The organism is Marinobacterium iners DSM 11526 (genome assembly GCF_900107855.1).
In the GTDB taxonomy this organism is placed as follows: domain Bacteria; phylum Pseudomonadota; class Gammaproteobacteria; order Pseudomonadales; family Balneatricaceae; genus Marinobacterium; species Marinobacterium iners.
In genome coordinates, this window is record NZ_FNRJ01000012.1 from 17,549 (window position 1) to 42,513 (window position 24,965).

At 58.7% G+C, this 24,965-nt stretch carries 21 protein-coding genes; 10 read left to right on the forward strand and 11 right to left on the reverse strand.

Going from position 1 to position 24,965, the window contains the following annotated elements; translation table 11 throughout:
- The 4 genes from BLV48_RS12690 to BLV48_RS12705 all read left to right on the forward strand — a co-directional run bounded on the left by BLV48_RS12690 (window position 1) and on the right by BLV48_RS12705 (window position 3,348).
- Window positions 1–1,386, forward strand: coding sequence for an ethanolamine ammonia-lyase subunit EutB (locus BLV48_RS12690; protein WP_091827168.1), 1,386 nt, complete (start codon window positions 1–3; stop codon window positions 1,384–1,386).
- A gap of 12 nt (window positions 1,387–1,398) precedes the next feature.
- Window positions 1,399–2,214 carry an ethanolamine ammonia-lyase subunit EutC gene (gene eutC / locus BLV48_RS12695; RefSeq protein ID WP_091827169.1) on the forward strand — a complete coding sequence of 272 codons (816 nt, stop codon included), beginning with the start codon at window positions 1,399–1,401 and terminating at the stop codon, window positions 2,212–2,214.
- 105 nt (window positions 2,215–2,319) lie between these two features.
- Window positions 2,320–2,694 carry a MerR family transcriptional regulator gene (locus tag BLV48_RS12700; protein WP_091827170.1) on the forward strand — a complete coding sequence of 125 codons (375 nt, stop codon included), beginning with the start codon at window positions 2,320–2,322 and terminating at the stop codon, window positions 2,692–2,694.
- Between the two features lie 60 nt (window positions 2,695–2,754).
- Window positions 2,755–3,348, forward strand: a complete 594-nt coding sequence (locus tag BLV48_RS12705; protein ID WP_091827171.1) for an NAD(P)H-dependent oxidoreductase — start codon at window positions 2,755–2,757, stop codon at window positions 3,346–3,348.
- Window positions 3,349–3,364: 16 nt separating this feature from the next.
- Here the strand turns inward: BLV48_RS12705 and BLV48_RS12710 are convergent, their stop codons facing one another.
- The 3 genes from BLV48_RS12710 to BLV48_RS12720 form a co-directional block, all read right to left on the reverse strand.
- Entirely contained in the window at window positions 3,365–3,835 is a 471-nt protein-coding gene (locus BLV48_RS12710) for a DUF2269 family protein (protein ID WP_091827172.1), read from the reverse strand.
- Window positions 3,832–5,109 (reverse strand): NAD(P)H-binding protein, encoded by a 1,278-nt coding sequence (locus tag BLV48_RS12715; protein ID WP_091827173.1) that lies wholly within the window; start codon window positions 5,107–5,109, stop codon window positions 3,832–3,834. The genes BLV48_RS12710 and BLV48_RS12715 overlap by 4 nt, the downstream gene beginning before the upstream one ends.
- A gap of 77 nt (window positions 5,110–5,186) precedes the next feature.
- Window positions 5,187–5,726 carry a GbsR/MarR family transcriptional regulator gene (locus BLV48_RS12720; protein ID WP_217633016.1) on the reverse strand — a complete coding sequence of 180 codons (540 nt, stop codon included), beginning with the start codon at window positions 5,724–5,726 and terminating at the stop codon, window positions 5,187–5,189.
- Window positions 5,727–5,900: 174 nt separating this feature from the next.
- On the opposite strand from BLV48_RS12720, the gene acuI reads away from it, so the two are divergent.
- The 4 genes from acuI to BLV48_RS12740 all read left to right on the forward strand — a co-directional run bounded on the left by acuI (window position 5,901) and on the right by BLV48_RS12740 (window position 8,982).
- Complete coding sequence (gene acuI, locus BLV48_RS12725) at window positions 5,901–6,887, forward strand: acrylyl-CoA reductase (NADPH) (protein ID WP_091827174.1); 987 nt, start codon at window positions 5,901–5,903, stop codon at window positions 6,885–6,887.
- Between the two features lie 39 nt (window positions 6,888–6,926).
- Entirely contained in the window at window positions 6,927–7,514 is a 588-nt protein-coding gene (locus BLV48_RS12730; RefSeq protein ID WP_091827175.1) for a peroxidase-related enzyme, read from the forward strand.
- Window positions 7,515–7,745: 231 nt separating this feature from the next.
- On the forward strand, window positions 7,746–8,516 hold the full coding sequence (locus BLV48_RS12735) for a hypothetical protein (RefSeq protein ID WP_139253920.1): 771 nt from the start codon (window positions 7,746–7,748) through the stop codon (window positions 8,514–8,516).
- 1 nt (window position 8,517) lies between these two features.
- Window positions 8,518–8,982 (forward strand): hypothetical protein, encoded by a 465-nt coding sequence (locus BLV48_RS12740; protein ID WP_091827177.1) that lies wholly within the window; start codon window positions 8,518–8,520, stop codon window positions 8,980–8,982.
- Window positions 8,983–8,986: 4 nt separating this feature from the next.
- On the opposite strand, the gene acuR is transcribed toward BLV48_RS12740, so the two are convergent.
- Window positions 8,987–9,640: an acrylate utilization transcriptional regulator AcuR gene (gene acuR, locus BLV48_RS12745; protein ID WP_091827178.1), complete on the reverse strand. Its 654-nt coding sequence runs from the start codon at window positions 9,638–9,640 to the stop codon at window positions 8,987–8,989.
- Window positions 9,641–9,846: 206 nt separating this feature from the next.
- Here acuR and BLV48_RS12750 point away from each other — a divergent pair, with 206 nt between their 5' ends.
- Window positions 9,847–11,097, forward strand: coding sequence for a DUF3422 domain-containing protein (locus tag BLV48_RS12750; RefSeq protein WP_091827245.1), 1,251 nt, complete (start codon window positions 9,847–9,849; stop codon window positions 11,095–11,097).
- Between the two features lie 77 nt (window positions 11,098–11,174).
- On the opposite strand, the gene BLV48_RS12755 is transcribed toward BLV48_RS12750, so the two are convergent.
- Window positions 11,175–12,857: a thiamine pyrophosphate-dependent enzyme gene (locus tag BLV48_RS12755; RefSeq protein WP_091827179.1), complete on the reverse strand. Its 1,683-nt coding sequence runs from the start codon at window positions 12,855–12,857 to the stop codon at window positions 11,175–11,177.
- A 307-nt stretch (window positions 12,858–13,164) separates the two neighbouring features.
- Window positions 13,165–14,661: a MocR-like pyridoxine biosynthesis transcription factor PdxR gene (gene pdxR / locus BLV48_RS12760; protein WP_091827180.1), complete on the reverse strand. Its 1,497-nt coding sequence runs from the start codon at window positions 14,659–14,661 to the stop codon at window positions 13,165–13,167.
- Window positions 14,662–14,780: 119 nt separating this feature from the next.
- Between pdxR and BLV48_RS12765 the strand changes: the two genes are divergently transcribed.
- Window positions 14,781–15,437, forward strand: a complete 657-nt coding sequence (locus tag BLV48_RS12765) for a pyridoxamine 5'-phosphate oxidase family protein (RefSeq protein WP_091827181.1) — start codon at window positions 14,781–14,783, stop codon at window positions 15,435–15,437.
- Between the two features lie 15 nt (window positions 15,438–15,452).
- On the opposite strand, the gene BLV48_RS12770 is transcribed toward BLV48_RS12765, so the two are convergent.
- Genes BLV48_RS12770 through BLV48_RS12790 form a run of 5 tightly spaced genes read right to left on the reverse strand, consistent with a single transcriptional unit; the run spans window position 15,453 to window position 24,727 of the window.
- Entirely contained in the window at window positions 15,453–16,337 is an 885-nt protein-coding gene (locus tag BLV48_RS12770; protein ID WP_091827182.1) for a transglutaminase family protein, read from the reverse strand.
- Window positions 16,334–18,883 carry a circularly permuted type 2 ATP-grasp protein gene (locus tag BLV48_RS12775; RefSeq protein WP_254775040.1) on the reverse strand — a complete coding sequence of 850 codons (2,550 nt, stop codon included), beginning with the start codon at window positions 18,881–18,883 and terminating at the stop codon, window positions 16,334–16,336. Before BLV48_RS12775 ends, BLV48_RS12770 begins: the two co-directional genes overlap by 4 nt.
- A gap of 57 nt (window positions 18,884–18,940) precedes the next feature.
- Window positions 18,941–22,321 carry a transglutaminase family protein gene (locus tag BLV48_RS12780; RefSeq protein WP_091827183.1) on the reverse strand — a complete coding sequence of 1,127 codons (3,381 nt, stop codon included), beginning with the start codon at window positions 22,319–22,321 and terminating at the stop codon, window positions 18,941–18,943.
- A gap of 21 nt (window positions 22,322–22,342) precedes the next feature.
- Window positions 22,343–23,269: an alpha-E domain-containing protein gene (locus BLV48_RS12785; RefSeq protein WP_091827184.1), complete on the reverse strand. Its 927-nt coding sequence runs from the start codon at window positions 23,267–23,269 to the stop codon at window positions 22,343–22,345.
- 3 nt (window positions 23,270–23,272) lie between these two features.
- Complete coding sequence (locus BLV48_RS12790; protein WP_091827185.1) at window positions 23,273–24,727, reverse strand: circularly permuted type 2 ATP-grasp protein; 1,455 nt, start codon at window positions 24,725–24,727, stop codon at window positions 23,273–23,275.
- Window positions 24,728–24,965: the final 238 nt, after the last annotated feature.

The window sequence follows — 24,965 nt, forward strand, 5'->3', positions numbered from 1 at the left end:
ATGAACTATCACGTCGATATTGGCCAGACTCGATACTGTTTCCCGGACCTGAAAACCCTGATGGCAAAGGCGACGCCGCTGCGCTCCGGCGATTGCCTGGCGGGCATCGCGGCGGAGAACGCCACCGAGCGGGTGGCGGCGCAGCGCTGCCTGGCCGAGGTGCCGCTGAAACAGTTCCTGAACGAGGCGCTGATCCCCTATGAACAGGATGAAGTCACCCGGCTGATCCTCGATACGCATGATGCCGATGCCTTCACGCCGGTGGCGCATCTGACGGTGGGCGACTTCCGTGACTGGCTGTTGTCCGATCATGCCAGCCGCGAGAGCCTGAGCGCACTTGCGCCGGGGCTGACGCCGGAGATGGTGGCCGCCGTGTCCAAGATCATGCGAATACAGGACCTGATTCTGGTAGCGCAGAAAACCGAAGTGGTCACCCGCTTTCGCAACACCATCGGTCTGAGCGGCAGAATGTCCACGCGGCTGCAGCCCAACCACCCCACCGATGACCCGGCCGGCGTTGCCGCCAGCGTGCTGGATGGCCTGCTCTATGCTAATGGCGATGCGGTGATCGGCATCAACCCGGCCACCGACAACTACCATGCAGTGACCCGGCTGATGCACTTGCTCGACGACGTGATCCAGCGCTACGAAATTCCGACCCAGTCCTGCGTACTGACCCATGTCACCACCCATCTGGAGGCGATCAATCGGGGCGCGCCGGTGGATCTGGTGTTCCAGTCGATCGCCGGTACTCAGGCGGCCAACGACAGTTTCGGCATCAACCTGTCGATTCTGGACGAGGCGCACAAGGCGGCGCTGGAGCTGGGACGCGGCACGGTGGGCCAGAATGTCATGTATTTCGAGACCGGGCAGGGCAGTGCACTGTCGGCCAACGCCCATCACGGCGTCGACCAGCAGACCTGTGAAACCCGCGCCTATGCGGTGGCGCGCCGTTTCGATCCGCTGCTGGTCAACACCGTGGTCGGCTTTATCGGCCCCGAATACCTGTACGACGGCAAACAGATCATCCGCGCCGGTCTGGAGGACCACTTCTGCGGCAAGCTGCTGGGCCTGCCGATGGGCTGTGATATCTGCTACACCAACCACGCCGAAGCGGATCAGGATGACATGGACATGCTGCTGACCCAGCTGGGCGTGGCCGGTATCAACTTCATCATGGGCATACCCGGCTCTGACGACATCATGCTCAACTACCAGACCACCTCGTTTCACGACGCCCTCTACGTGCGTGAGGTACTGAACAAGCCGCCGGCACCTGAGTTTGCCGCCTGGCTGGAGAAGATGGGCATTTTCGGTAAGGACAATCGGCTGGCCAGCGGTTCAACGCTGCCGCCGCCCTTTGCCCATCTTCAGGACCGGTTGTAAGGAGGCCTGATTGTGGAAAAGAATCCTGTGGATAAACATCAGATCGTAACGTCCAACAGCTGGGCCAGCCTGCGCCGCCATACCGATGCCCGCATCGGGCTGGGTCGCAGCGGCATCAGCCAGCCGACGGCGCCCCAGCTGGCGTTCCAGCAGGCCCATGCCCGCGCCCGGGATGCCGTGCATATCCCGCTGGATGTGAGGCGGCTTCAGTCTGACTTGGCGGAGGCCGGGCTGCAGAGCCTGTTGCTGCACAGTCAGGCGGAGGATCGCGCAACCTACCTGCAACGGCCGGACAAGGGACGACGGCTGGATGCCGACTCGGCGGCCTTGCTGAAACAGCTGAGCGAACAGCAACCCGCCAGCGACGCGACCATCGTGATCGCCGATGGTCTTTCGTCCACGGCGGTACAGCGTCATGCGGCACGGGTCGCGGCCGAAGTGGATCAGCGCCTGGCGGCTGAAGGACTGACCCGATCACCGGTCTGCATCGTGCAGCAGGGCAGAGTCGCGGTGGGGGACGAAGTCGGTGAGTTGCTGGACAGTCGAGTAGTGATTCTGCTGGTGGGTGAGCGACCGGGGCTCAGCTCGCCGGACAGTCTGGGCATCTACTACACCTACAACCCGCGCGTCGGTTTGACCGATGCCGCACGCAACTGCATTTCCAATATCCGTCCGGCCGGTATCTCGCCGCAGGATGCGGCCGAACGCCTGCTTTGGCTGGTCAGGGAGTCCCTGCGGCGCAAACTCTCTGGTGTCGAGCTGAAAGACGAATCCGGTGACGCCGAGGCACTGGAAGGGGAAGGCCAGCGCAATTTCCTGCTGGAGTGATCAGATCTGCAACGCTCAGGGTATGATGGCGGTGGGTGAGTCACCTATTCGGGGGCTGATATCGGGTGCAGCGATCAAAGCAAAGTCGGGCCGGAGACGACAGGGATGTTTATTGGTGAAGTGGCAAAGCGCACAGGGCTGACGCTAAAGGCGATACGGTTGTATGAAGAGGCGGGTCTGATCAGACCAACACGCAGTGATGCAAACTACCGTCTGTACCGTGAGGCGGATGTGGGGCTGCTGAAGCTGATTATTGAAGCGCGGCAGATGGGAATGCGTGTGTCACAGATTAAAACGGCCATCCGTTACGATCAGGGTGAGATCGACTGGGCGCATGTAAATGCGTATCTGACAGACTACCGGCAAACCTTGCTGCAGGAAGTCGAGCGCCTGAAGTCCAATTTGAATCAGTTGGATGCGTGCATCGAGGAACTGAATAGCCCCGAGCCTGCTGGTCATGCAGCTTGTTTCAGGGCTTGACCCTTCCCCTTGGGGCAGGGTTTAGGCTTGTCAGCTGTTCAATCTTCAGGGCTGACAAATATGAAATCCATCCTGCTTATAAACGGTAACCCCAAATACGCAAGCTTTTGTAACCATCTGGCCGACCAGTATGAAGCAGGCGCCAGGTCGCATGCCGAGGTCACACGCTTCAACCTGTCAGAACTGCACTTTGATGCCAACCTGACCTCTGGTTATGACCAGGAGCAGCCTCTTGAGCCTGGACTGAAAGAGCTGCAATCAGCACTCCTGAACGCGGATCACATTGTCGTACTGGCGCCGATTTGGTGGGGTGGCCTACCCGCTGCATGCAAAGGTCTGCTGGATCGTACCTTCCTGCCGGGCGTTACTTTTAGCTATGAAGAGGGCATGCCTGTGCCTCTGTTAGGTGGCAAGAGTGCCCGCATCATCCTGACCATGGATAACCTGCCCGACTTTCTGCAAGAGCAGGCCGCTCCTGTGCTCGAACAATTGGGACGCTACACCCTGCAGTTCTGTGGCGTAGCGCCCGTTGAACACAGTCTTTTCGGCTCGCTTATTCTCTCCAGCGAAGCAGAGCGCGAGAGCTGGGCTGCGACAGTCAGAGAGCTGGGTCATCGTGAGTCCAGTGAAACGCTTGCGATCGAGTGTGCCTGATCGCGGGTATCTGTCGTCAGAAGTACGGCTTGAACACCATTAATCCGACTACGATGACCATGGCTAAAAAGGCGGGCACCCCCAGCCAGAACCAGTAGCGGCTATAGCGATGGTAGCTGTCCGGCAGCGGCGCATTATCCGCAGCCGCCTGCCGGGACAGCGCTTTCATCCTCAGCTGTAACCACACCACAGGCAACCAGCACAGGCCCGCCAGCAGGTAGAGGGCGAAGGTAAGCATCACCCAGGGGGTGGTGATCGGCAGGCCTATAACCCACAACATCGCCACACCGGTAAGTGGCTGAATCAGAATGGTCGGGGTGGTGAACAACCAGTCGGCCAGCACCACCAACCGGTCGGTTTCGGCAATGGCGGGAACCTGTCCGCTGCGGTAGCTCATGTACTTGTAAAAAGCGCTGCCCAGACCGGTGCCGAACAGCAGAAAAGCGCTGAGGATATGGGCGGATTTCAGGATTAAATAGATACTCATTGTGCGTCTCCTTTGCGAACGTACAGCATCAAGCTGGCGGCAATCAGTGGCAGGTTTTTACTGATTGGACCGAAAGGGTGGAGCCAGAATTCGGGCAGGCAAAAGGTGAGAATCAGGCTATACCCCAGCATCATGGCGACCTGGGTCAGCAGAATGAGCCGAAGCCGATAATTCAGCAGCAGCGCCAATCCCAGCAGCGTATCCAGTAGCGCAGCAGCGTAGAGAGCGATGGGCAAGGCGACACCTGACAAGCCTACTGCAGCGAGCATCTGATAGCTCTCATCCACTGGGTACCAAAGGGCCGAGGTCAGCCCTGTCCAGATCCACATGAAGGCCAGGCTTAAGCGCAGTAATGGCCAGAGGAAGAATAGCCCGGCCTGCTGGCGCTCGGCACGGCTGGCTGGCGTCTGTTCGATGCTGTGCTCGAATGGCTGAGGCGTAAATCCAAATGCCTGCTTAAAGGGTTCGACCGGGGCCGTATTACCCCGTTGCAGCATCTGCAAGCTCTCTGTATCCACCGGCAGGCGGCTGAAGGGCGCACACACACGGGCACCTGACTGGGCGAGGATGAAGGGTACTCGTATCGATGGAGCGGTGACTTTACCTAGCCACTGGCGCCAGCCGTTGAGCCAGTCTTTGAAACTCAGGGCTGTGGGGCCGACACAATCGATCCGTTGCCGAGAAGGCGCCTGGTTAGTAAGGGCGGTCAGCACCGCTTTGACCAGATCATCGATATGAATTGGCTGCACTGGTTGTTGCCCGTCACCGATTAGAGGCGTGAGCGGCAGTGCGGCAAGGCCGGCAAACAGTTCACTGCTGGCAGAGCCGGGTCCGTACACCAGAGAAGGGCGAAGGATCAGCCAGTCCAGCGGCTGCTGGGCGAGATAATCATCGGCTTCCCGCTTGCTCAGGTGGTAGGCGGTTTCAGCCTGCTCATCAGCGCCCAGTGCCGAAATCTGGATGACACGGGTGATGCCTTTTTGAGTACAGGCGTCGAACAAGGCTTGGGGGGCCTGCGTATGCAGGGCGTTAAAACGTTGTCCCGAGCGCTCCCGAATAATGCCCACCGCATTAATGACAGCATCCAGGCCGCTCAGACGGGAAAGCCAGTCCTCGGGACTCAGGTCGTGTGAAAAATCACAGGGGAAAAAGTCCAGGCACGGCAGGTCAGGACGCTTACGGGAGCAGGCGACCACTTCATGTCCCTCTGCCAACAATGCGCGGTGCAGGTGTTGGCCAATAAAGCCGGTGGCGCCGGTCAGCAGTACACGCATGAGGTACCTCCAGTACAGATCCGTTGCGTAGTGGTTTTTGTTATTTCTGTCAAAACAGAAATAAACGGGTAAATTTTTTACTTGCTCATCAGGCTCTGCACACGGGCACCCAGTTTCATCAGCTTGATTAGCGTATTGCGGTCGACCGATTTCATCTGGCCATACCACTTGATCAGCTGCTCCAGAAACTCAAGGGTGTCATCGATACGAGCCTGTACCTCGGCGGGTGTTTCGCTGTCTTCCTTGCCTTCAACCGAGCAGCTGCGCAGGGTGGTCAGCGTTGGGTCCAGCTCCCGTTGCTTGCGGCCTTCCATGATGGTCATGAAGATATCCCACACATCCTGCTGAGAGGCGAAATAGTCGCGTCGGTCGCCCAGCTTCTGGGAGGTATGAACCAGTCCCCAGGACTGCAGCTCTCGCAGGCTGGTACTCACATTCGAGCGTGCCACGCCCAGCGTTTCGGTAATGGTTTCAGCTGTCAGGGGTTCGCCAGCCAAATAGAGCAGCGCATGAATCTGTGCCACGGTACGGTTCACCCCCCAGCGAGAGCCCATCTCTCCCCAGTGAAGAATAAAGGTTTGCATGGTCGGACTGAGCTGCATGATGGTGCCTTTCATTTATTTCTGTCATTACAGAAATTAGTGCAAACATCCAAAATCGTCAACATCGGTTATGCACAATCGCATGAAAGTGTCCAAAATAGGTGGACAGCAAGACTGATTACTGGCATTAATTAGACAGTCGTCTAATTATGGCCGCCCGGCCGAAATGCTCAATCCGCAGGAGGATCTATGTTCAAAGCGATCGTACTCGACAAGGCAGAAGACCAGCAGACCGTTGCCTTCAAGGAACTGGATGATGCCCAGTTGCCCGAGGGTGACGTGACCGTGCGGGTGGCGTATTCCACCATGAACTACAAGGACGCGCTGGCGCTGACCGGCAGTGCGCCGATCGCCAAGTCCTACCCGATGGTGCCGGGCATTGACTTTGCCGGCGTGGTCGAATCGTCTGACAACCCGGATTTCAAGCCAGGTGATCATGTGGTCCTGAACGGCTGGGGCGTGGGCGAGAAGCACTGGGGCGGTTTGGCCGAGAAAGTCCGTGTGCCGGGCGACTGGCTGATCCCGCTGCAGGCGCCGTTTACTGAGCGTCAGGCGATGGGGCTGGGGACTGCCGGCTACACGGCGATGCTCTGTGTGCTGGCGCTGGAGAAACAGGGCGTGAAACCTGAAGATGGCCCGATCCTGGTCACCGGTGCCGCTGGCGGCGTCGGCAGTGTGGCCGTGGCGGTTCTGGCCAAGTTGGGTTACGACGTGGCGGCCATGACCGGTCGCCCGGAAGAAACTGACTTCCTCAAAATGCTGGGAGCATCCAGCATCGTAGACCGTGCCGAGTACAGCGAGAAAGGCCGTCCTCTGGCGAAAGAGCAGTGGGCCGGTGCCATCGACGTGGCCGGTGGCCAGGTGCTGGCCAACGTCTGTGCTGCGATGAAATACCGTGGTGTGGTGGCGGCCTGTGGACTGGCGGCCGGTATGGGCTTCCCGGCCACAGTGGCGCCGTTCATTCTGCGTGGCGTGACGCTGGTCGGTGTTGACAGCGTGATGGCTCCCAAGGCCGAACGTCTGGAAGCCTGGCAGCGTTTGGCACAGGACCTGGATATCAACAAGCTGGAAAACCTGATCACCGATGTGCCTTTCGAGCAGGTGATTGATCAGGCCGCGCTGATGATGAAAGGCCAGATCCGCGGCCGCATCGTGGTGCCGGTTGCCGGCGAGTAATGATCAGGGATGAGAGTCCCGACAATCAGGAGAGTCGTAATGAGTGAAGTGAAACAACAGGCCATCAGCCGTTTCCCGGTGCCGGAGCTGTCTGATATGCCGGAAGATATCCGTGAACGGATTCTGGCGGTGCAGGAAAAGGCCGGTTTTGTTCCTAACGTGTTTCTGGTGTTGGCACATCGGCCGGAGGAATTTCGTGCCTTCTTTGCCTACCATGATGCCTTGATGGAAAAGCCGGGCAATTTGACGATTGCCGAGCGTGAAATGATCGTGGTGGCGACCAGCAACCTGAACCAGTGCCAGTACTGCGTGGTGGCCCACGGGGCCATCCTGCGCATCCGGGCCAAGGACCCACTGATTGCCGATCAGGTGGCGGTCAACTATCGCAAGGCTGATATCACCGAACGTCAGAAGGCGATGCTGGATTTCGCCGTCAAGGTGTCGATGCAGGCTTACGCGGTGGGTGAAGAGGACTTTGCGGCTCTCAAGGCGCAGGGTTTTGACGAGGACGATATCTGGGATATCGCGGCGATATCATCCTTCTTCGGCCTGTCGAACCGTATGGCCAACGTGACCAGCATGCGCCCGAATGCCGAGTTCTACAACCTCGGTCGCCAGCCGCGCTGAGTTGATTCACCAGGGGCAGGATGCGCCTGGTGATCTTCATTTTTGGTGGATATGTCAGTCGCTGCGAGCATTGCTGGATGAGTCCGGGGACAGATCGCGATCTATAAAGCCAGTCGCTTCAGTCATCGCCTGCTGACATTGAGGAGATCAATCAGGCCTGTGAATTGACAGGGCGATCCCGTGTTAAGATGCTCGGCCAGAATGTGACCATCAATGACTCAGGGAAGGGCTATGTCGCAACAGGCGGACTATCTCGCGTTAAGCAAGGGTGCTCGAATGCACCTGAAGCGAACGTCTGACAACCAGTTCTATTTCAGAACCTCAGGCCAAGTGAAATGGATTATCTGGGGTGTTATTGCGCTGGTCTGTTTGCTGGGATCCTTGCTGATGTCGGTCGTGCTTGATGGTATCGAGCAGTTTTTCTACATTGGCACTTCTGTTTTTCTCATCTTCTTTACGGCTTTTGCGTTGGGTGTACGACGACACCTGGTGCTGGACGCTGCCGGTCGTGCGATTCAACTTGAAAAGTCCTGGTGGGGGCTTGGCAGATCCGTGCAACCGCAAGGGGCGCTGGCAAACCAGCGTGCGGTGGTCGCGCCCATCGCGGAACTCTCGGAAGGCTGCCTGCTTGAGATTGCCGGTCAAAAATACACCATCGGCAGCCTCGACGAGACGCGTCAGCTGGCAAGATTTATTCATCAGTATTTCGCTGTGCCCGCGTTTGATCGCGTGTCCCAGTGGCCAGAAGAAATTGAACTTCAAAGCCAACGGGAAACAGGCTCACTTAACGATGCAGACCCTGAAAAGGTCGCTCACGGCTCCAAATCTCCCTTGGCTGACAGCAGAGCTGAGTACGAATCCAGTGCCTCCATCACGGACGCCCAGACGAAATACGCTTCTGTTTGGGATCAGCGGATATTTCTCAAGCTGGCACTGCCTTTCCCGGTCTTTCTTGTGTTGGGTGTGATATTGAGCCTGCTTGCGAACAAGGGAGGGGTCTAGGATGAGTGCCTGGACGTCGTCGTCACCTAATATCGGTAAGCTTGTTCTGACGCGCAAACTCCGGATTGTCGCGATTCCATTCATGCTGGCGGCACTGCTGATGGTGTACCTGGGCCTCTCCAGTGAGTTTCCGGTTATTCTGAGCTGGGCCCTGGTAGCGACTTTGGCCTTGCATGGATTATGTGTGCGTCATTACCTGTTGATCGACAAGAACAAGGGGACGCTGACGCATCATCTCAGTAGCCTGTATCCCATTGCGCGGTCAGAGTTGCCGCTGGATCGGATTGCGGGGTTTTGCGTGACTAAAACCTTTCTCGAGCGACATGGTTTCAGTCTGGTTGTGATCATGGACGATGGACAACGGGTCATCCTGATGCGCAAAAGAGCGCTCAGCGAAATGGAAGAGCATGGCCAGTCTCTCGCAAAATTCTGTCAGCGGCCCTTCAAAGTGGAACTGAGTCAGTGACGGCTTAATCGGCACCGGGCTGCAGCAGCTGGAAAAAGCCGCTGGCAAAGCGCTGCAAGGGTTCGGGTGACGCCTCCAGCTTGGCTCTGAGTACTGCGCCTTCCCAACCGATCCAGAACCACTCGGCCAGCTGGTCGCAATCCTGAGCGGTCGATAGCTCGCCACATGCCTGAGCCGCTCTCAGGCAGTCCGCTGTTCTCTGTTGCCAGTCCTCGAACACCGCTTTCAGTTGTCCCCGGAAGGACTCCGGCAGCAGGCTCATTTCCTGGCCCAGGTTGCCGATCAGGCAGCCGCGTCGGAACTGGTGGCGTGTCATGCCCTCGCTGGCATCCTGCACGAAGTTGCGGATACGTTGCAGCGGTGCAAAGGCGTCATCCAGCAGAAAGCGGTCCAGCTTGCGGGCAAAATATTGACCGTAGGCGCCGATTAGCTCCTGGCCGAACTCTTCCTTGCTCTTGAAGTAGTGGTAGAAGGACCCCTTGGGGACATCGACAGAACGCAGGATCTCGTCGATACCGACGGAGCTGTAGCCCTTCTCGGTCAGCATGGCAAGCCCCGACTGAACCAGTGCCTGGCGCACTTCGGAGTAGGGGCGGGCGCTGTTCTTGGGTGGCCGGCCGCGGCGGCGTGCCGGGCGTTCGGGTGTTGTCAAATTCATGTGGGCTCGTTCTGTAACGGATGCACGAATTATCGGAATAATTAGACCAGGTGTCTAGTTTTGGCTGGAGGGACCTGTGTATAACCTGGTGCTCAGTCTTGCAGGGTGTGCGTTTCATCCAAAGACATCCGTGCATAACTCCTTAATCCGTGTCTGGTATGCTGCCTGTTAACACTTTCACCCTGCTGTCCGGGAGCTTCGCCAGTATGCACGACCATTCACTGCGTGACCAAATCGTTGCTGAAGTCCATGCGCGCCCGTTTCATAAACTCAGCGGCCCACTGGCGCTGTGTCACCAGGCAATTCTGTACGAGGGTGTGGCAGAGGAAGCGGTGAACCGCAGTGTGCGACAGCTGGCCAGCCTGAAAGGCCTGCCGCTGCCGCAGAACAGCGAAGGCTTTTTCTTCACGCGGAATGACCGCTGGGCGTTGCGCTTTGAACCGCATGGCGAATTTTACAGTCTGACCCTCTATGCGCTGGCAACCACAGAACCTCCTGCCTTCACCGATGAGGAACGCGAACAGCTGCCGGGAGCCTATCTCTGTGGTGTGGAGGTGATCTGCCAACCCGATGTGGGAACTGATCCGGAGCCGTTGCTGGAGCAGCACTTCAACGATCACCAGGTGTCCGGTTCCTCTGTGATGGGGGCGGCGGGACAGGTGTTCACTGACTTCCGTGAACGTTCTGACAGTCGCATGAGTCGTGTGCTGGTGCTGCAGCAGCCGAAGATGATCGACTACCGCTGTGGGCGGCTGTTGCAGCGTATTTGTGAAATCGACACCTACCGGCATATGGCATTGCTGGGACTGCCCTTGAGTAATGAGGTGATGCCCGAGGTGACCGCGCTGGATCAGGCACTGGCGGAAACCGTGGCCTCGATTGCCGAAGCACGCCGTGAACCGGCAGAGCTGATACACCAGCTGATGCAGCAGGCGGCGCGGGTGGAGGATCTGTCCGCCCGCAGTGCCAACCGTCTGGCGGCTTCAGAAGCCTATTTTGCCCTGATGTACAGTCGCATCGAAGAGCTGCGCGAGGAACGGCTGGAGGGGATTCAGACCATCGAGCAGTTCATGGATCGGCGGCTGGACCCGGCCCGGCGTACCTGCAAGGCGACCGGTGAACGTATTGAACGGCTGTCGAAGCGAATCGCCCGTTCCACCGACCTGGTCCGCTCTCAGGTGGATCTCTCCATCGAGGGGCAGAACAAGGACCTGCTGGAAGGGCTGAACAAGCGTGCCCGTCGTCAGATCCGCATGCAGGCCAAACTGGAAAGCTTCACCGTCATCGTGGTGACCTACTACGCCTTCGACCTGATCGACCGTACGCTGAGAAACATCCTGGGCGATACCGAACTGGAACGCCAGCTGTCGCTGGGGCTGAGCCTGCTGGTGCCGTTGTTGGCAGTGGGACTGTTCTGGTATTTGCGCCGATTGCTTAAGGGCTATGACGACGAATAGCGCAGGTCTCAGTTTACCTGTTGCAGTGTGATCGAGGTATGGCACGCCCTGCCGGTACGGGACAGGGCGCCCGCGTATCACTCCACAGCCAGGCGTCCCTGCGGATGAATAAACGGCCAGGGTGAACTCTCAAGGCCGCGTTCGGACTGAATCTCGATCAGGCAGGGCTGGTTCAGTTCGATGCACTTTTCCAGCACGGGTTTCAGTGTTTGAGGGCTTTTGACACGGTGGCTACGGACGCCAAAGCTTTCCGCCAACTTGACGAAATCTGGTGTCTTTAACTCGGAGCCGCTGAAGCGGCTGCCAAACCCCATTTGCTGATCGCGGCGCACATTGCCGTAGGAGCGATTGTTAACCACGATGCTGACCAGTCCGATATTGAACTCGGCGGCGGTCATCAGTTCCTGCACGCCGAACATGAAACCGCCATCACCGCTGACGGAGACCACGGCCTTGTCCGGGTTGGCCACTTTCACCCCCAGCGCGGTAGGGAAGCCGTAGCCCAAGGTCCCTTGATAGCCGCCTTCAACGTAGGTGCGTGGCTTGAGTACCGGCAAGCCGCCGACCCAGCTGGTGAAGCCCATCTGTGACAGTTCAGGCACGTAAAAACCGTCGCGTGGCAGCACCTGCCGGATCACATCGAGATAAGCCATCTGCGGCTGTACGCCTTGCAGTGCAGCCCGGGCCAGTGCCTTGGCCCGGGCAATCTCGTCCAGGCGACTTTCATCGGGTGACATCTTATCCAGCAACAGATCATGCAGAATTCGGCACGCCTGTGCCGAGTCTCCCACAATGCCGACGTCTGGCTCGAAGATACTCATTTGCTCAGGATCGATATCGATACGGATCAGCTTGGGGCCACTGCTCGGCTTGCGCTCGTACGTCATGTAGTTACCCCAGCGCAGGTAGGGCATCTCCAGACGGGAGCCGATGCCGATCAGCAGGTCGCAGTCATCCCAGAGCTGGCGTGCGGCCACTGCTGACAGGCCCAGAGGATGGTCTTCAGCGACTACGCCGCGACCACTGCGAAAAGCCGTGACCGGTGCATTGAGCAGTTCGGCCAAGGCAGTTACTTCCTCGGAGGCATGCAGCGCACCGGCGCCACACATGATCATCGGCCTGCGGGCACCGGCAATCATCTCGGTGGCGGATTTGAGGGCATCCGGATTGATCTCGGGCAGCGCGTCGTCGACTGGGGACAGTGTCAGCGATTCAAATTCGGACTCGGTGGCCATGGTATCCCAACACATCTCAACGGTAACCGGTCCCGGCCGACCGCTGCGAGCGGTCTGGTAGGCCTGATTCATTACCGCAGCCGTGTCTTTCGCTTGTTGGATGCTGAAGGCGTCTTTGATGATCGATTTCAGCGTGCCGGCCTGATCCTTGAGTTCATGCAAGTGGCCTCGGCCCCGACCCAGGAAAGACGATGGCACCTGACCGGTCAAACCCACCACCGGGCTGCAGTTGCCCATGGCGGTACACAGAGCGGCAGTGGTGTTGAGAATACCGGGGCCGGGCACCACGGTGAAGGTGCCGGTTTTGCCGGTGGATTTGGCATAGCCCATGGCCATGTAGGCGGCGCTCTGTTCGTGGCGTGGCACGATCAAATTCAGCCCCTGTTTGTGGATACCGTCAAACAGCGGGTAGATCTGGGCACCGGGTATACCGAATAGGGTGTCGACGCCATTGGCCATGGCGGATTCGATCATGGCTTCGCCGGCGGTCATGGTTCGCCGGGTGTTCTTGATTGCAGCGTTCATAAGGCAGACAACTCATGTCAGGTGAAAAATGAAACCTTGGGTGAGTGATCTGGCCAGCCACACAGGGGCCAAGAGCAGCCGGCATATGATGCCGAGCCAATGTCTTAGCCGAAAAAAGTGGAGATGTGAGCAAGCGTGGCCAGATCAGATCTGTCCATTGACGCGGGGAGGGGGGATGGCGATACCACGGATACTGCGCGACCAGTGTTGGCCGATCGAGAGTCGCCATTGATGTTTATGCATTGAACCGTTGAGCATGCCTTGCAGCCATGGTTACTTTCCACCCACCTTAGCCAGTTTGGGCGTATTAATCCAGTACTGCGCTCAGTCGGGTAGCCAGAGTGTGCAACAGAGTTCGCATGTTGTCTTCATCAGGGCGGGTGTAGCCTAGAATAAAGCCTGCCGTTGGTATCAATGCGTCATCCGGTTGCTGAAGCAGCTGTTCTTTCCAGGCTGCATAGTATGTGGAAAGGGGCTCCAGTTTGATGCCATCCTGTCGGAGTTGTGTGGCCAACTGCTGATCGAGGGGGCCATCGCCCAGCAGTGCATGTAATCGGGTTGTCGTCTCTGAGGTGAAGCGAATAATCAAATGCATGCCACCCTGCGGTACCTGCCATTCAAACCAGCAAGAGAGGTACTGTTCCAACAGAGTCAGCAGGTGATCTCGTTTGTGTCGATAATGACGACGCATGCGATTGATATGACGGCCAAACTCACCGCTGTTCATGAACTCGGCCACAACCGGCTGTGTCGGCAATGCAGCAGCCCCGCCAAGTTGTATGCGGCTCTGCCTTAATGCAGGCACATGAGTACGAGGGGCAACTATGAATCCTAGCCTGAGTCCTCGAAACAGCACTTTGGACAGGCTGCCGACAAAGAACACACGTTCCGAGCGGTCAGCCTGCATAAGCGGTACGCCGGTGCGGCCTTGAAAGCAAAAATCATTGTCATAGTCATCTTCGACCACCCAGATAGACTGCTCTTGTAAACGTTGCAGCCACTGCTGGCGCCGCTGCGATCCAAGAGCAATGCCCGAAGGGTACTGACGGTTGGGGGTCAGTACCACTATGGGTGGTGCCGCCTGAGCATCAAGCGATGGCAGCATGCAGCCTTCAGCGTCCTGCGGTAACAAGAAACGAGCCTGATCGTTGGTCGCCCAGTTTGCCAGCAGGCGGCGGATGGGGGGATAGGATGGGTTTTCGGTCAGCCATTGGCTGGCAGGGCTGATCAATCTGAAGGCATGACGCAGTAATGTCAGTGAATCACGGTTGCCGGCTGTTATCAGAACCTGCTCGGGGCTGCATTGCAGCCCGCGTAGCTGATACAGGTAATCGGCAATCGCCTGTTGCAGCCCGGGATATCCAAAGGGGTAAGCATCCTCGAGTATACGAGGGTCGGGCTTGCGCCAACTGGCACGCAGGCTTTTTTGCCAACTTTTGTGGGGAAACACACTTGGGTCAGCACCGGAATCGAATGCCAGCAACAGTTCTGACGGCTGAGTTACTACAGATCGCGGTAACGCAATGGCGGTTTGTGGCTGGTCTGCCACGAACACACCACTTTTGGGGCGACTGATCAGTATGCCCTCGGCAATCAACCGTTCGTAGGTGCTGACCAGGGTGCTGCGGGAAACACCCAACATGTGTGCCATGGCACGACTGCCAGGCAACCGGTCACCTGGCTGCAGAAGACCCTGGTTGATGGCCTGTTGAATTTGCTCCATCAACTGCCGGTAGAACGGTCCCTCGCCTGGCTCCAGCGAGAATGGGATATGGCCGCTGCGAGTATTGCCCGAAGTACTCATCTGGTATGTATAAATAATCAAGAACTGGATATTTTTAAGAATACCTGATGCCGCTAGAGTGTGTCTTCAAACCATTTTTGGCAGGTCTTCGGATCTGCCTTGGACACAGGAGTCATGCGATGTCACACACTTCAACGGGAACGCTTTCGGCGACAGAGCTGGCACGTATCAAACGCGGAGCCAAACGGGCGGTCAGTGACCAGCAAAACATGTTGGATTTCATTGATCAGTCGCTGTTGTGCTTCGTAGGGTTTCAGCTTGACGGACAGGTGCGTGTCATTCCGACCTGTCACTGGCGTGAGGGTGACTACCTGTATTGGCATGGCCACAGCCGAGCAGCCAATATCCATGGCTGTGAAACCGAGGCACAGAAAGTTTGCGTTACGCTGGCAACTCTGGATGGGCTGGTGTTGGCGCGTTCAGCGTTTCACCACTCAGTGAACTATCGTTCGGTGATGGTATATGGTGTGCCGGAAGCGGTGACGGACCCGGCTGAGAAGCGGCATCACTTTGAGCGTTTCATCAACAAGATCAGCCCAGGGCGCTGGCCGCAGCTTCGGCCGGTAACAGACAGCGAAGTGCAGGCAACCGGGGTGCTCCGGATCAGGCTGGATGAGGCGTCAATGAAGGTTCGTGCCGCAGGCGTTGCTGACGATGAGGCGGATATGGACTGGCCGGTCTGGGCCGGGGTTGTGCCAGTAGCGGCTGGCTGGGTCGGATTTCAGCAGGATCAACGGCAGGATCAGGCTTATGAGAAGCCCACCCTGCCTCGGTAAAGGGTTGACGGGTGATCAGCCCTGCAGCCGAGCAACATCCACTGAAACCTCCAGTGTCTGTTCACCGCCACCGTCAAATATGATGCCGCGCAGCGGCGTAACGTCCGCATAGTCGCGACCCCAGGCGGTCACGATATGCTGGCCGGCGGGCATGTTGTTATTGGTGGGGTCAAACTCGAACCAGCCATCACCCGGTGAATACACGGCAAACCATGCATGAGAGGCATCGGCCCCCACCAGCTTTTCCTGACCGGGCGGCGGCAGTGTTTCCAGATAGCCGCTGACATAGCGGGCCGGGAAGCCCAGCGCGCGCAGGCAACCGATCGCCAGATGTGCGAAGTCCTGGCAGACGCCACGTTTGTGTCTCAGCACATCATGCAGTGGCGTGGCGATTGTGGAAAACTCCGGGTCGTAGGTGAAGTCCTCGTAGATGCGCTGGGTCAGCTCGCGAACGGCCGAGAGCAGGGTGCGTTCGGTGGGAAAGCTCGGTGCTGCATACTCACGCAGTTGTTTGCTGGCGCGGATCATGGGCGAATCCAGCAGGAATTCTCGCGCCAGCAGGGTCTCTTCGTCAGTGGCCAGATCGATGCGTGCGCGGGCCTCGCTGATGCTGCAACCCAGATCCAGAGCGCTTTCGGGCTGTCCCGGATTTACGTCGATGCGGCTGGTGATGTCGATTTCGAGCAGCTTGTGCGGTTCCTGCAGCATGAAATAGCAGTAGCGATTGCCAAAATAGTCCAGGTGCTCGCGCAGCCAGCCTGTCTTGGGCGTCACTTCAATACGGCTGTCCAGACAGCGCTGGGAAGGCGTATTGCGCGGCAGCAGGTGCGCCTTGTTGAAACATTGGCTGACCGGCTGCTCATAGGTATAGCGCGTGATGTGGCGGATACGGTAGATCATTCCTCGTCACCCCATCGGGTATTCACCAGCTGCTGCGGGTTGCGCTGATGCTCAAAGTAATGGCCGGCAATCAGGGTGGCGGTTGCCGTCAGGCGCTCAAACAGCTGGCTGAGCAGTGTATCCAGTGCCTGGCGCTGTCCCTGATCATCCAGCTCGGCGAGTTGCTCGGCACGGGACAGCTGCAGCAGGGTACGGGCCTCCAGCAATGTGCGGCGCTCTTCGCTCAGCAGAGACGTTGAGGCGCCACCCTGCAATTCGTAAAGATGCTGAGTCAGCTGGTCCAGCTGATACTGCAGCGAGCGCGGGTTGCTGCGATCAAGCAGGAGAAGCACCAGGGCGTTACGCAGCTCGGGCTGACTGCGGTAGCGGCGACGGTAGGTGACCAGCACTTCGCCGCACATGAGGGCGGCTTCAAGCAGCTGTTCTTCGGCATCGTCGTCCAGTACCGGCACCAGCAGGGCGCGCAGCAGCAGGGTGGTTTGCAGGGTGCGCTCCAGGCGTCGGCCCATTTCGAGGAAGCGCCAGCCAAAGCCGCGAATCATGCTTTCCTGACTCAGGCCTGAGAGAGCGAGCAGGCTGGTAATCAGCGGGTCCAACGCTTCTTCAGGGGCTGCCAGACTGTCCGGTTGTAGCTGAGCTGGCAGATCATTGAGGGTGTCCCTCAAGTCGCTCAGGACCCGGTGGGTATCACCGGACAGCATCTCGCGGGCCTCTTCTGTACAGCTGAGCATGGCCTGTACGTTGCTGCAGACGCTGCCGAAGCGGCCGCTGTCGAGAATGACGTTGAGCAGCTCGGTTTCAGGGTTATCGAAGGTCTGTGGGTCCTGTGGGCTGAAACCAGGCTGTGTGCCCGTGACTTCGGTCACGCTTTGCAACAGCTGGTGTCGCACGCTGTCCGGCAGAGTGCTTGCGCTGTTCAGTTGCATGAAGGTGGTACGCAGCAGCCGCGTGGCTGACTCGGCGCGTTCTGAGTAGCGTCCCATCCAGAACAGGTTTTCAACCACACGGCTGGGCAGATCGCTGCTCTGTTCGCCGCTGAGCAGAGAGGTTTGTTGCTCTCGCAGCGTGGTCAGGCGCTGAGGCTCAGAAGCCAGTACCCAGGTGTCCTTGCTGGTGGCACCGAGCTGATTGCTGACCACCATCTGCCGGCCAGAGCTGGCCACTCGCGTCAGACCACCGGACATCACGGTGTAGGAACCTTCGTCGGCTACGGCAAAGCCGCGCAGAACCGTTGGGCTGGGGCGCAGCCCACCTCTTTGAAGAGTGGGTGATGTCGATGGAAGATTGGCTTCCTGTGCGACCCATTGAGCGGGGTTGCGGGTCAGTTCACGATGCCAGTGTGCCAGTCCCTTTTCATCCAGCTGTGCTCCATACACGCTTTGCTGTCCGGGGCGGCGGCTGGTGGGTTTGATGATCAATTCCGGCAGGTGGGTCAGAACATACTCACGGTCGGCTGGATCACCCAGCCACCAGGTGCGGGCACTGGGCAGGGTGAGTGGATGACCGAGGAAAAATTCACTGATGCGTGGCATGTACTTGAGCAGGGCCGGATTTTCCAGAATGCCCGAACCCAGCGGATTTGCAACCACCACATTGCCGGCACGAACAGCCTCCAGCAGCCCGGGCACGCCGAGATGGGAGTCGCCGCGCAGCTCGACCGGATCGCACCAAATATCATCCACGCGACGCAGGATGACGTCTACGCGGTGCAGACCATCCAGGGACTTCATCCACACGAAGCCATCACGTACGGTCAGGTCGCCTCCCTGTACCAGCGAATACCCCAGATAGTTGGCCAGGTAAGTGTGCTCGAAATAGGTTTCGCTGTAGGCCCCGGGGGTCAGAATGACGACTCTGGGAGTGCCGCCATTGGGCGCCAGGCTGTTCAGCTTGCGTCGAAGCGCCTGAAAGAACAAGGCAAGGCGATGCACCTGACTGTCGCGGATCAGGCTTGGCAAGATGCGTGACATCACGGTGCGGTTTTCCAGCGCATAGCCGGCACCACTTGGGGCCTGAGTGCGATCGGCAACGACCTGCATCTGGCCGTCAGGGCCTCGTACCATGTCCACCGCATGCAGGATCAGCTGCTGCTCGCCCGGCATGTTGAGTCCCTGGCAGGCACGCAAAAAACCGCTGTGAGACAGAATCAGCTCCGCCGGCAGTATGCGGTTGCGGATCAGTTCACGCGGACCATACAGATCGCGCAGAATCAGATCGAACAGCTCGGCCCGCTCGCTCAGCCCCGCCTCAATACGGCTCCACTCTTCGCTGCCGATCAGCAGGGGTACCGGGTCCAGCCCCCAGACACGGGTTTTCTGGGGCTGGCCCACCATGTTGTAGTTGGCACCATCGTCACGCAGGATGCGTTGTGCTTTGTGCTGACGGTTCTGCAGCCCCGCGATGCCAAGCCGGCTCAGGGCATCCAGTACATATTGCCAGTGAGGCCGGATACGGCTGTCGGCGGCAAACGCCTCATCAAAGCGTCCGTCCCGCGGTGCATACTGCAGCAGGGCTTCAGGCGGCGGAGTCAAATTGTCGGTTGCCACTGTACAGGGGCCTCTGGCTTGGAGTCAGCGGGCATCATAGGTGTTTTTTTGCACAGTTCAAGAACTTCGCCTCAGGTCGAGAGTATGCGGGTACTCGGCAAGCAGTTCCTCCAGCGGTGGTGCCATCGGACGTGGCGCTACATCATGCGGGAAAAATTCACGCAGCGCGCCGTAAAATGGCGGTGGCGTAACCGGGCCCGGCGTATAGCCGTAATTGTGGAAGCGATTGACCCGACGTGCCTCGGCCTCGAAGGCGTTGACCGGCTGGGTATCGTAGCTGCGTCCCCCCGGATGGCTGACGTGATAGGTGCAGCCACCGATGGAGTGACCGTTCCAGCTATCAATCACATCAAACACCAGTGGGGCATGCACGCCGATGGTCGGGTGCAGGGCCGAGGGCGGGCTCCAGGCACGATAGCGGATGCCGGCCACGTATTCGCCCTGTACCCCGGTTGCCCTGAGGGGAACGCGGCGACCGTTGCAGGCCAGCAAATAACGTCCCTCGGTCAGGCCGCTCAAGCGTACCTGCAGTCGTTCCACTGACGAGTCCACGTAGCGAGCGGTGCCAAAGCTGGACACTTCCTCGCCCAGTACATGCCAGGGCTCGATCGCCCAGCGCAGCTCTAGCTCCATGTCATCGATCTGAACCCGGCCGTAGTGAGGGAAGCGGAACTCCTCGAACGGCGCCAGCCATTCCAGCTGGAACGGCAGACCGTGATACTGCAGGTCCCTGACCACGTCCTTCAGGTCTGACCACACATAGTGCGGCAGCATGAAACGATCGTGCAGTTCAGTTCCCCAGCGTACCAGTGGCTTGTGGTAGGGCTGTTTCCAGAAGCGAGCGACCAGCGCGCGCAGTAGCAGAGTCTGGACCAGCGACATCTGTGGATGCGGCGGCATTTCAAAACCGCGGAACTCCAGAATGCCCTGACGACCCGATGCCGAGCCGGCTGCATACAGCTTGTCGATGCAGAACTCGGAGCGGTGCGTGTTACCGGTGATGTCCACCAGCAGATTCCGCATCAGCCGGTCTACCAGCCAGGGCTGCTCCACCAGACCATCCGGCATCTGCTGGAATGCGATCTCCAACTCGTAAAGGGCTTCGTCACGGCCTTCATCCACACGGGGCGCCTGACTGGTCGGGCCGATGAACATGCCCGAGAACAGATACGACAGGCTGGGATGATGCTGCCAGTAGGTTACCAGCGAGCGCAGCAGGTCAGGCCGGCGCAGCAATGGGCTATCGGCGGGTGTCACCCCGCCCAGTGTGACGTGGTTGCCGCCACCGGTACCGCCGTGGCGACCATCCAGCATGAACTTTTCGGTGCCCAGTCGGGCCAGGCGTGCCTCTTCGTACAGAGCGGTCGTGTTGTCCACCAGCTCCTGCCAGCTGCTGGCCGGGTGAATATTCACCTCGATAACGCCGGGGTCAGGCGTGACCAGCAGTTTTTGCAGGCGGGGATCACGCGGCGGCTCATAGCCCTCGATGACCACAGGCAGCTTGAGTTCGGCCGCGGTGTGTTCGATATGGTTGATCAGGTCTACGTAATGTTCCAGATGACTGATCGGTGGCAGGAACAGGTGCAGACGTCCCTCACGGGCTTCAATGCACAGTGCCGTGCGTAGAACATCGGTCCAGACCCTCGGTGTCTCGCTGTCGCTTTCCTGATCGGCCGGGATATCCATCATCTGGCGGCTGTCAGCCGGGTTGGGCTGTGCCGCCGACGTCATGTCGGCAAAAGGACGATAGCCGGGCAGCGGAGCCTTTTCGGCAAAGGGGTCTGCATCGGGCTCAAAGTAAAGTTCGTCTTCTGCCGCCGTTGGCAGGCTGCCCAGCGGTAGACGGAACCCCAGCGGAGAGTCTCCCGGAATCAGGGTCAGCTGTTCGCTGCGCAGCGGCCAGGGTGTTGAGCGCCAGCGTTGAGTGCTGTAGTTCCAGCCCAGCGGCAGCACCATACCAGTGGGCGTGTCCAGACCACGACTTAGCAGGCGTGCCAGACGCTTACGTTCCATGTCGTCCTTGAGGTCGAACGTTTTCGGATCCACGTTAGCGGGCAGTTGTTGCTCTTGCCACAGATAGTAGAGGCTGTCTTCGAACGCCTCGACCAGATAGCGCGAGGGCAGCCCCAGATTGCGACACAGGGTGTGCATGAAGCGGCGTGCCTCATCCAGCCCGTGGCCATAATCCCGGTCAACGCGTGCCAGCAACTCGGTGTCGTGCCACAGAGGCTCCCCATCCGTGCGCCAGAAACAGCCCAGCGCCCAGCGCGGGACCTCCTCACCGGGGTACCACTTGCCCTGTCCGTAGTGCAACAGACCGTTGGGCGCGAAACGGCGGCGCAGCCGCAGCAGCAGATCCTTGGCCAGGCTGAGCTTGTCATCACCCAGCGCTTCAATGTTCCACTGTGCCGAATCCATGTCGTCAATGGATACGAAGGTCGGCTCGCCCCCCATGGTCAGGCGAACATCACCGGCCTCCAGCTCCCGGTCGATCATCTGGCCCAACGCGTCAATGGCCGCCCACTGGTCATCGCTGTAGGGTTTGGTGACACGGGGATCTTCGTGAATACGGGTGACCCTGTTGCTGTAGCTGAACTCCACTTCACAGGTGTCAGACGCGCCGGTCATCGGTGCGGCTGACTCGGGAGATGGGGTACAGGCCAGTGGTATGTGCCCTTCACCCGCGAACAGCCCTGAAGTTGGATCGAGACCAACCCAGCCCGCACCGGGGATAAAGACCTCGCACCAGGCGTGCAGGTCGGTAAAGTCCTGTGCGGTGCCCGAGGGGCCATCCAGTGCCTCCTGATCCTGCTTCAGCTGCACCAGATAACCCGAGGCAAAGCGGGCGGCCAGTCCCAGCTGGCGCAGTATCTGTACCATCAGCCAGCTGGTATCGCGGCAGGAGCCCTTCTTGAGCGTCAGAGTTTCTTCCGGTGTCTGTACGCCAGGCTCAAGGCGGATGCCGTAGTCGATCTCCTGCTCCAGCCGCTGGTTCAGGCTGACCAGGAAATTGATGATGGACGTCTTTTCGCGTGATACCGATTTAACCCATTTACTCAACAGAGGTCCGTTTTCTGTCACTTCCAGATAGGGCTGAAGCTCTTTTTCCAGTGCCTTGTCGTAACTGAACGGATAGTGTTCGGCATACTCTTCAACAAAGAAATCGAATGGGTTGATCACGGTCATGTCCGCAATCACCTCGACCTCAACCTTCAGTGACGTCGTTTTCTCCGGGAAGACCAGACGAGCAATATGGTTTCCGAACGGGTCCTGTTGCCAGTTGATGAAGTGCGTTTCCGGCTTGATGCGCAGCGTATAGCCGTGAATATGGGTACGGCTATGCGGGGCCGGGCGCAGCCTCAGTTGATGCGGTGACAGACTCACCGGACGATCAAAGCGGTATTCGGTAACGTGGTTGATCGCTATGCGTATGGTCACGATAAGGGCCTCTGTGCAGACTCAGGCAGGAAACCAGGTCTGGGAAATCCGGTTGCTGAGCTGGCAGAGCTGTATCTGCAGATCGTTAAGAAAGCTGCGAAACGCCGGGCCCAGATCTGCCTCGGTTGTGATCGGATAGACACTGGGATTGATCTCACGAATCAATTCCACCACGTGATGTCCCTGCGGCAGTTTGCCGGCGGAAATCTCCAGTTGGGTCAGACAGGCCTCGACACTACGCGGAAAGTGCGCATCTTCCAGCAGGTAGCAGGCCACGTCCGGGCCGGTGACCGACATGCGAACGCTGCGGCGGTAGCTCATATAGGCGCTGGCGGAGCGCAGTACGTTACCCCAGACCACCTGACGCAGGTTGACGCTGGCATCGCCGTTGGCCGCGATCAGGGCCGCGGCACCGGCATCCAGAATGCGCGTGGTCATATCGGATCGCTCCAGATCACGCCCCAGCTTGACGAACTGCCAAGGTGCGTCGTGGCTCATGGTGCCGGACAGCATGCCGAACAGCATCTGACAGCGACTGACGACTTGGTCGAGAAATTCGTAGCGTTTGCTGCGATTGATTCCCAGACGGATGTTGTTCTGGGCATACAGGTAGAGCTCGTTGATCTGTTCCCAGCTTTCCACCGGCAGTACATCGCGGCTGGTGCGGATGTTCTCACGCAACATGCGCAGCGCCGACAGCATTGAGCTGGGGTTGGTATCGTCGGCCAGAATGAACTTGACCACGTTGTGCTCGTCACGAATGCGGTAGCGCTCACTGAAGAGATCACTGGCACTGTTGAGCTCGACCAAGGAATACCAGCTGATATCGACCTCTCGTGGCAAATCGAACAGCAGCTTGTCATAGACACTGACCAGGCGGGCCGTGTTTTCAACACGCTCCAGATAGCGGGCGGCCCAGTAAAGACGTTCGGCAACTTTTGACAGCATGGCTTATTCCTCCCCCCCATCGACAATCCAGGTATCCTTGCTTCCCCCGCCCTGAGAGGAGTTCACCACCAGTGAGCCCTTCTTCATGGCGACGCGGGTCAGTCCTCCGGTGGTGACGTAGGTGTCGCGTCCCTGCAGGATGAAAGGGCGCAGATCCAGATGACGCGGTTCCAGACTGCCGTTATCGACCAGCGTGGGGGCGGTTGAAAGTGCCAGCGTGGGCTGTGCGATGTAGTTGCGTGGGTTGTCCTGAATCAGTTTGGCGAACTGGGCCTGTTCCTTCTTGGTGGAGTGAGGCCCCACCAGCATGCCGTAGCCACCGGACTCATTGGCGGGCTTGACTACCAGCTTGTCCAGATTCTCCAGCACGTAGGCACGATGCTCTGGGTCGTCACACAGGAAGGTTTCAACATTCTTGATGATGGGTTCTTCGTTGAGGTAATAGCGGATGATCTCGGGCACGTAGGCGTACACAACCTTGTCATCGGCCACGCCGGCACCGGGCGCATTGGCCAGGGCGACCTTGCCTTTCTGCCAGGCGCGCATCAAACCGGGAACGCCCAGTACGGAGTCCTTGTTGAACACGGACGGGTCCAGAAACAGATCATCGATACGGCGATAGATGACATCTACCCGCTCAGGGCCGCTGATCGTTTTCATATAGACACAATCATCGTCACCGACTATCAGGTCTGACCCTTCTACCAGCTCGATTCCCATTTGCTGGGCAAGGAATGCGTGCTCGAAGTAGGCCGAGTTGAAGATGCCGGGGGTCAACACCACGATGACGGGCTTGCGGACATCCCGGGGCGACAGGGACGCCAACATGTCGAACAGGCTGGCACAGTAACCGTCGATGGGCAGGATATCGTCCTTCTCGAACAATTCGGGCAGGACGCGTTTGGTGATGGCGCGATTCTCCAGCATGTAAGACACGCCAGATGGCACGCGCAGGTTGTCTTCCAGCACGTAGAACTCGCCGTCACCGTCACGCACCAGATCGGTACCGCAGATATGCGCCCACACACCAAGTGGTGGTGTGATACCGATGCACTCGGGTCGAAAGTTGCGCGACTCGGTGATGATCTCGGCTGGAATGATGCCGTCCTTCAGGACCTGCTGTTCATGGTAGAGATCATTGATGAAGAGGTTCAGTGCCTTGAGGCGTTGTTCCAGCCCGGCGGCGGTGGTACGCCACTGTTTCGCCGAAATGGTGCGGGGCACGATGTCGAACGGCCAGGCACGGTCGATGTTGCCTTCCTCGGTATAAACCGTGAAGCTGACACCCATCTCCTGAATGGTGGCCTCCGCCATCTGGCGGCGCGATTCGATCTCTTCAGGAGGAAGGGACTCAAGGTAGTGGATCAGTTGCCGTGCAGGGGGGCGAATGCTGCCATTTCGGCCTACCAGTTCATCAAAATACCCGTTCGGGTCATACGATTTCCAATCCATCGTCATAGCCTGACCTGCCTATCATGCAGAAGCGACGCACTCTGATGGTGCTGATGCGTGCGCGGTATGTGCACCTTTGGTGCTCTTTCGGCATGGAGCGTCAGCCGTGCCCTGTGAAAGTGCAGCTGGCGATCTGTTAGCCGTTGCCTGTGAGGCATACAGCAATTAACAGGCCAAAAGAGAAAGGCGGCGACGAAGGTGGGTTAAATCGTGTTGTCTGGCCTCGATTGCTGCTGCGGCGGCA

Coding starts and splice junctions, on each gene's coding strand:
- BLV48_RS12690 (WP_091827168.1), top strand. CDS start 1: ATGAACTATCACGTCGATATTGGCCAGACTCGATACTGTTTCCCGGAC.
- BLV48_RS12790 (WP_091827185.1), bottom strand. CDS start 24,727: ATGACGATGGATTGGAAATCGTATGACCCGAACGGGTATTTTGATGAA.
- BLV48_RS12770 (WP_091827182.1), bottom strand. CDS start 16,337: ATGATCTACCGTATCCGCCACATCACGCGCTATACCTATGAGCAGCCG.
- BLV48_RS12785 (WP_091827184.1), bottom strand. CDS start 23,269: ATGCTGTCAAAAGTTGCCGAACGTCTTTACTGGGCCGCCCGCTATCTG.
- BLV48_RS12700 (WP_091827170.1), top strand. CDS start 2,320: ATGTTTATTGGTGAAGTGGCAAAGCGCACAGGGCTGACGCTAAAGGCG.
- BLV48_RS12755 (WP_091827179.1), bottom strand. CDS start 12,857: ATGAACGCTGCAATCAAGAACACCCGGCGAACCATGACCGCCGGCGAA.
- pdxR (WP_091827180.1), bottom strand. CDS start 14,661: ATGAGTACTTCGGGCAATACTCGCAGCGGCCATATCCCATTCTCGCTG.
- BLV48_RS12715 (WP_091827173.1), bottom strand. CDS start 5,109: ATGCGTGTACTGCTGACCGGCGCCACCGGCTTTATTGGCCAACACCTG.
- BLV48_RS12735 (WP_139253920.1), top strand. CDS start 7,746: ATGTCGCAACAGGCGGACTATCTCGCGTTAAGCAAGGGTGCTCGAATG.
- BLV48_RS12710 (WP_091827172.1), bottom strand. CDS start 3,835: ATGAGTATCTATTTAATCCTGAAATCCGCCCATATCCTCAGCGCTTTT.
- BLV48_RS12720 (WP_217633016.1), bottom strand. CDS start 5,726: ATGAAAGGCACCATCATGCAGCTCAGTCCGACCATGCAAACCTTTATT.
- acuI (WP_091827174.1), top strand. CDS start 5,901: ATGTTCAAAGCGATCGTACTCGACAAGGCAGAAGACCAGCAGACCGTT.
- BLV48_RS12740 (WP_091827177.1), top strand. CDS start 8,518: ATGAGTGCCTGGACGTCGTCGTCACCTAATATCGGTAAGCTTGTTCTG.
- acuR (WP_091827178.1), bottom strand. CDS start 9,640: ATGAATTTGACAACACCCGAACGCCCGGCACGCCGCCGCGGCCGGCCA.
- BLV48_RS12765 (WP_091827181.1), top strand. CDS start 14,781: ATGTCACACACTTCAACGGGAACGCTTTCGGCGACAGAGCTGGCACGT.
- BLV48_RS12705 (WP_091827171.1), top strand. CDS start 2,755: ATGAAATCCATCCTGCTTATAAACGGTAACCCCAAATACGCAAGCTTT.
- BLV48_RS12750 (WP_091827245.1), top strand. CDS start 9,847: ATGCACGACCATTCACTGCGTGACCAAATCGTTGCTGAAGTCCATGCG.
- BLV48_RS12730 (WP_091827175.1), top strand. CDS start 6,927: ATGAGTGAAGTGAAACAACAGGCCATCAGCCGTTTCCCGGTGCCGGAG.